Source organism: Mycoplasma sp. 246B, assembly GCF_054353935.1.
On record NZ_JBTHHM010000004.1, the window covers coordinates 62947 to 70154 of the forward strand.

Genomic DNA, 7208 nt, shown 5'->3' on the forward strand with positions numbered 1-7208 from the left:
TATGTCATTCAAAAAGAAAATAATTAGATTTCTAATCACTTCATTGCCAATATACACTTCTGTGTCTGTTGCATGTGGATCTAAGGTTGAAGTTAATAAGGGATCGGAAAATAAACAAGAAACTTTACCTAAAATACAGTTAAGCGAACCTGAATATCTAGAAAGTATTAACTTAAAAACTCCTTTATTTGTGAATCTTATTAAATTGAAGCAACAGCAACAGAGCATTATAACTTCTAATAGTGTTTTATTTGACCAATTTATATTACAACTTTTTAACAAACGAAATCGTAATGAAAAACGATTTAATTCTAATTTTAAATTTATAAAAGATGATTTTCTCCGTATTAAAACTGAGCAAGATTTTTATATGAATATCGTCTCCCTTATTAACAATTTGTATACTTATCTGGGTTTAAATAAAACTTTAACAGACAAGCAAATAGTAGAAATATTTGAAAATGATTTTTTAAATAACAAAAAAATAAGTAATATTCTTAAAGATAACGATATTATAATAACTGAACAAAAAGATAATTGAAGTTCATTTGGATACGATTATATTCTTATAGATGAAGATAAATCAAATATAGATGTTGTTTATGCTCTAAAAGCAGAACCATATTATATAAATAATAGAGTATCATTAGTTTCAACTACCGATCTTAGACCAAACAGACATATATTTTCAGCATTTTTAGTACCCAAAGATAAGGAATTTGCTCTTTTAAAAACAGACAAAGAACAAAACGAAAAATTACTTTCTGCTTTATATAAAGAAGCAGATTTTATTTATATAAATAAAGAAGATAATATAGAGCATTTAATTACATCTGTAAGCAATAATCAATCTGAGATTTATAAAGAAATTAATTTTTTAGGTAAATTGACTAATGATACAATTTCAGACTGAGAATTGAATCAAGGTATCAAAATTATCACAAATATAGATGAATTTTATCAACTTATTATCACTCCTTTACAAATTCTTGCTGCGAAACAAAATTTTCTTATTACTCCCGATGAACTTACAACAAAATTTGAAAAAATATTTTTAAATAATCAAAAAATTATTGATATTTTAAAAAACAACAGACTTCTATTTTATACGCAATTATTCAGCACTCTTGGAGATTATTTTAAAACACCATCACATATACTAAAATTAAATAAAAATAATAACGAAAAATCTGTTTCCTTAGGTTTAATAAATGCATCGTTATTTAGTTATAATTTCACTATCAATCCAGATAAAATCGATAAGAATCAAAATCAAATTAAACTTTTTTATAATATTATCTTAATACCAAATGATTATAAGTTAAATATAAAAACTGTATTAAGCTTTAAGGAAGCAAATGACTTTTTGGTTAGAGAGAACAAAACCATAAAAGTAATAAAAAAGTAAATTTTCTTATGTAGGACACCGAGGCCTACCTTAAACATAAACCATTATTAAAAACTAATTTACACAAAATTTTTATACTCAATTATTGAAGCTTCTTTTTCACAGATTTTGCACATTTTCTAAGTTTTTCACAAAATTTTTTTGAAATTTCTCCCTTTTTTATGTAGAATAAGAATGTAAAAAATTAAAGAGAAATTTATTTCTTAATAAAACATAAAAGGAGCAATATGAAAAAGCAAATTAAAAAAATATTTTTATTTAGTAGTATTTTAACTACATCAGTTGCTAGTATAGCAACATTAATAACTACAAATATATTAAAAAATCAAGAAAAACCTTGATATTTAGGATATCAAAATAATAAATTAGAAGTTCGTATAAATAAAAACGGACAACTATTTAATTCTGTCAGGAATGTACCTGTAAACAATAATTATGAATTAAAACTTTTATTGAATTATGAAGCAAACAATTCAGTTATGGATGAAAACTGAACCATCCAAAAAAACAATGAATTCTTAGAAAACATTAAAAAATCAAATTTATATTTCAAAAGCTATCAAACAAGTTCAATGATGCCAATAGTTTGATTCTATTTTAATAATGAAAATCAAAGAAAAGAATTTCTCAAAAGTATTATAGATAAAAAAGAAATTTATAAAGGTATTGTATTTCCAAACGAAATACAAAATCTAGAATTATCTAAAAGCAACAGTTCAGATAAAGAAGAAGAAGAAATCGATTGAGATGTTTACTATAATCGCGATATTACAATAGATAATTCAAAAGACTTAGACATTGTAAACTTTAAAAAACAAATAGAAAGAGAAAATAGCAGATATTGAAATAAAAAAGGAAATGTTGGTGTTTTAGAAGTAATAGGAAGTATAGACGAAAGTAAGTTACAAAATTTTAATAGATTTGGTATCGAATTATATAATACTTCAAAATTTTCAAAAAGTCACCATGCAAACGAAGTTTCAAATATAACAACAGGAATGAAAGGTTATGATAGATACTCTAAACTTTTCTTTTCTACTCATATTAACGATTCAGAATGACAAAGCTCTATTGAATGAATGGTTAAAGAAAAAGGTGTAAGAGTTATAAATCATAGTTATGGTGAGAGAAAAGATAACAGACGTGTATCATATGACGAAAATAATTTATTTTTAGATTATATATCAAGAAAATATGGAGTTGTAAATATATTTTCTTCCGGGAATGGAAATGATGAAAGGGAAAAACAAAATGAATGAATTAATGGTGACACACTTTCTCTTAATAATATAGTAGTTGGTGCATTAGATTTTGATGAAATAGATCAAAAACCTATTGAATCAATAGCAAAATATTCTAATTATTTATTAAGAAGTGCTTATACATCACTTTCTAAACCTAATGTTGTTGCTCCAGGATATTTATATAAAAGATGGCATAAAAACAGTAAAGGTGAGTGAAATTATTTAGATACAAATGGGACAAGTTTTGCATCTCCTGTTGTTACAGGTTTAGTTTCAACATTATTAAGAGAAAGAGATTTTTTAAATAAAGACAAAATTAGATTACAAGCAATAAAAGCTATCATAGGTGCTTCATCAAGAGCTCCAAAAGTAAGTAATCTTAACTACAAAGAGAATGGGTATACTCAAAAGTATGGTTCCGGTATTATAGATTTTGAAAATATGCTTGAAGCGGCAGATAATTTAGTAACTAAAGAAGTTTCAAAATCTGATAATGATTTTGTTTTATGAACTAGTTCCTTTTATGTTCCAAAAGGTAAAAAAATTAAAGGAGCAAGTTCTTGATTGTTTAATGCTGGTTTATTAGAGACACCTGAAAATTCACCAAGTTACAATGCAAATGTAAATTGATGATGGTTTTTAGGACTTTTAGGTGGTGTTATAGCTAATTCAGTTGAAGGAGCAAGATTATCAAAGGAAAAAGCACAATGACTTGAAACACATATAGATGAAGAAAGACTTAATTTAATAACAGTAAATCAAAAACAGCAAGATAAGTTATTTTCTGATTATGATTTATATTTAGAAAAAAAAGATAGGGATGGTAATTGAAAAGTAGTTAAAAGTATTACATCAATTAATTCTAATGATGAAATACTTGAATATATAACACCTGAATCAGGTATTTATCGATTAAAAGTTAAAAAATATTCCGATGTATTATTTGATAATTCAATCTCTGATAGTTTAGCTTTAACATATACAGTGCAGGAAAAATAGCATGAAGAATTTTATAAAAAAATGAGTTTTTCTTTTTTCTGCATTAACACCTTTAATTGTTGCTAGTTGTGGAAACACCGCAAATAACAAGGAATATTTTATTAAAAATTTCAAGGATTTTGATTGATATATCGAATACAATAAAAAGCAAAATTCTATTAAAAATATTGGAGAAAATTATTTTTCTTATATGTGAGAAAATAACAAAGAAAATAATGGTAAGTTTGAACCCTTATTCAAAGATAAATATGTATTTATTAAATCAGTTGAAGAACTTAATCGATTATTTTTAGATAAATTTAATTTAAATTATGTTAAGAAATATTATCAAACATTTAAAGACAAAGTTGATTTTGACATTAACACTCTAACAACTGAAAAACTAAAACAAATGAACAAAGAAGAGTTTCAAAAGATTTATTTAAATAATGAAGATATTGATGAATTCTTTAAGACTAAAAATTTGTTAATGAATGAAGCTGGTAAAAATAATTTAGCAACATCACAATATAACTTAGTTCCAGATTACAAAAAAGACGATGCAACGAATTTAAAATTTTTATTTATTAATTTAGAGCAATTAGGTGCAAATTTTGATGATAAAAAAAGCACATATGAAGTACATATAACAATGAATGTAAAATATATTGATAAATCTAGAACCATTACTGTTATTAAAAATCCAAGTAATCATCAAATAAAAGACCTTTACCAATATTTTTATGAGACAATATCTTTAAAAACTAGTGATATATAATTTATACATATAAACTTTATAAATGCAGGAAACTAGTAAAAATTACTAGTTTCCTGCATTTATATAACTTTGAACTATAACTATTAACATTTTTGACCACATCACTTGGTTAAACAAATTTTAATAATCAATTTGAGACGGTATTTGTTATAACTGTGTTAAATTTTAAAAAATTATGAAAAATCACAGTAGAGTTGAATAAGAAATGAAAGAAATTAAATCAAAAGCTAATGAATGAATTTTTTGTTGATTTACCAGAAAATGTTAAAAATATGTTTGTTTCTTATATTAGTTCGTGAAACAATAGTAAGGATATTAAGTTTGAAAAACCTAAATTCTGCACAAGTTGTGGTTCTGTTAATATTCATAAACACGGAGCAACTAATAATATGCCGCATTATAGAGGTTATGATTGCAAGAAAAAACTTAGCGATTTTGCACAGGAACAGTTTTTGAACATTTAGGAAAAACACGCAGAGCAAAATATCCTCTGTTTTTTGATTGTCATTTAAAGAAATTATCCCCCCTTCTGCAACTGCAGAAATTTGTGGGATAAATTTAAAACTCCTTTTCTTTGAAGACACAAATTACTAGATTTTATAAAATCAAAGTAATATGAAAACGAATCAGTAGTGGAATAACTGAATTAGATGAAATATACTTTAATAATGTAAGAAAAGAAAATTTCAATGTTGGAATCTGAGGAAAAGCAGGAAAAAGTGGGAAATCCATGTATTTTACTTCAAAGGGGCATTAGTTGAGAAAAACATTGTCTTTCTACAATAGTTGATCGAAATAGAAATATCACAATTCAATACTTAGGTGCTGGAAGATCTTCCGTTAAAAAAACTTTATAATGCTTTCAAATATAAAATTACGAATACAGAATCTATACAATTTTTAACAGATGGTGAAAATGCTTATAGTGATTTTGTTAACAAAATAGACGGTAAGCTGTTTATCGTTGAAGTAATACAAAGAAAACCAAGGATTTTTAATGATAATTTAAATTACAATATGAAAGCAAATTGAAAAACTAAATATTACATCCAAAATGTAAACATTTACCATTCAAAATTAGAGAATTGGGGAAATATTTACAAAAATGTTTCAAGCAAGAATTTAGTGAAATATATAAATTGAGTCAAGTGAGTTAGAGCAAACAAAAATAACCATTACTCTATGGTTACTACACCGAACAAATTTTAACATGCAGGTAAGAAATGTAGGATTTCTAAATTTATAAAAAATCACAATATTTAAAACATAAACCATTAATTAAAAAACTAATTTACACAAAAATTTTTATACTCAATTATTGAAACTTCTTTTTCACAGATTTTGCACATTTTCTAAGTTTTTCACAAAATTTTTTTTGAAATTTCTCCCTTTTTTATGTATAATAAGAGTGTAAAAAATTAAAGAGAAATTTATTTCTTACTAAAAATAAAAGGAGTAATATGAAAAAGCAAATTAAAAAAATATTTTTATTTAGTGGTATTTTAACTACATCAGTTGCTAGTATAGCAACATTAACAACTACAAATGTATTAAAAAATCAAGAAAAACCTTGATATTTAGGATATCAAAATAATAAATTAGAAGTTCGTATAAATAAAAACGGACAACTTTTTAACTCAGTGAGGAATGTTCCTGTAAACAATAATTATGAATTAAAACTTTTATTGAATTATGAAGCAAACAATTCAGTTATGGATGAAAACTTAACCGACCAAAAAAACGATGAATTCATAGAAAACATTAAGAAATCAAATTTATATTTCAAAAGTTATCAAGCAAGCTCAATGATGCCAATAGTTTGATTCTATTTTGATAACGAAAATCAAAGAAAAGAATTTCTCAAAAGTATTATAGATAAAAAAGAAATTTATAAAGGTATTGTATTTCCAAACGAAATACAAAATATTCAATTATTTAATACAGATAATTTAGATAATGAAAAAGAAGAAGAATCAGATGTTTATTATAATCGTGATATTACAATAGATAATTCAAAAGACTTAGACATAGTAAACTTTAAAAAACAAATAGAAAGAGAAAATAGCAGATATTGAAATAAAAAAGGAAATGTTGGTGTTATAGAAGTTAATGGAAGTGTCGATTTGTTAAAATTACAAAATTTCCAGAGATATGGTATAGAATTTCAAGATACAGTTAAAAATATCGAGAAAAGTCACCATGCAAACGAAGTTTCTAATATTACAGCAGGTGAAAAAGGATATGATAGATATTCAAAACTTTTCTTTTCATCATTTACTAAAAATGCCGAATGACAAAAAACTATTGAATGAATGGTTAAAGAAAAAGGTGTAAGAGTTATAAATCATAGTTATGGTATGAAATATGATGACGAATGAACAAAATATGATGAAAATAATTTATTTTTAGATTATATTTCTAGAAAATATGGAGTTGTAAACATATTTGCATCTGGAAACGGAAATGATGAAAAAGAAAAAGAAAACGAATGATTAAACGGTTATACACTTTCACCTAATAACTTAGTAGTAGGAGCACTTGATTTTAACGAATTCACACAAAAACCTACTGAATCAATAGCAGAATATTCTAATTATTTATTACAAAATGGTTATGTTTCCACTTCTAAACCTAATGTGGTTGCTCCAGGATATTTATATAAAAGATGACATAAAAATAGTAAAGGTGAGTGAAATTATTTAGATACACTTGGTACAAGTTTTGCATCTCCTGTTGTTACAGGTCTAGTTTCAACATTATTAAGAGAAAGAGATTTCTTAAATAAGGACAAAATCAGATT

6 protein-coding genes are annotated in these 7208 nt (G+C 24.7%); all 6 read left to right on the forward strand.

Annotated elements, in window-relative coordinates:
* Position 1: 1 nt before the first annotated feature.
* Positions 2–1408, forward strand: coding sequence for a hypothetical protein (locus ACXYRR_RS02660; protein WP_458597674.1), 1407 nt, complete (start codon positions 2–4; stop codon positions 1406–1408).
* 227 nt (positions 1409–1635) lie between these two features.
* Positions 1636–3651, forward strand: a complete 2016-nt coding sequence (locus tag ACXYRR_RS02665) for a S8 family serine peptidase (protein ID WP_458597676.1) — start codon at positions 1636–1638, stop codon at positions 3649–3651.
* Between the two features lies 1 nt (position 3652).
* Positions 3653–4408 carry a hypothetical protein gene (locus ACXYRR_RS02670; protein ID WP_458597678.1) on the forward strand — a complete coding sequence of 252 codons (756 nt, stop codon included), beginning with the start codon at positions 3653–3655 and terminating at the stop codon, positions 4406–4408.
* 230 nt (positions 4409–4638) lie between these two features.
* Positions 4639–4872, forward strand: a complete 234-nt coding sequence (locus tag ACXYRR_RS02675; RefSeq protein ID WP_458597680.1) for a hypothetical protein — start codon at positions 4639–4641, stop codon at positions 4870–4872.
* A gap of 358 nt (positions 4873–5230) precedes the next feature.
* Complete coding sequence (locus ACXYRR_RS02680; RefSeq protein WP_458597682.1) at positions 5231–5617, forward strand: hypothetical protein; 387 nt, start codon at positions 5231–5233, stop codon at positions 5615–5617.
* A gap of 251 nt (positions 5618–5868) precedes the next feature.
* The coding region (locus ACXYRR_RS02685; RefSeq protein WP_458597685.1) for a S8 family serine peptidase at positions 5869–7208 on the forward strand (1340 nt) is incomplete at its 3' end.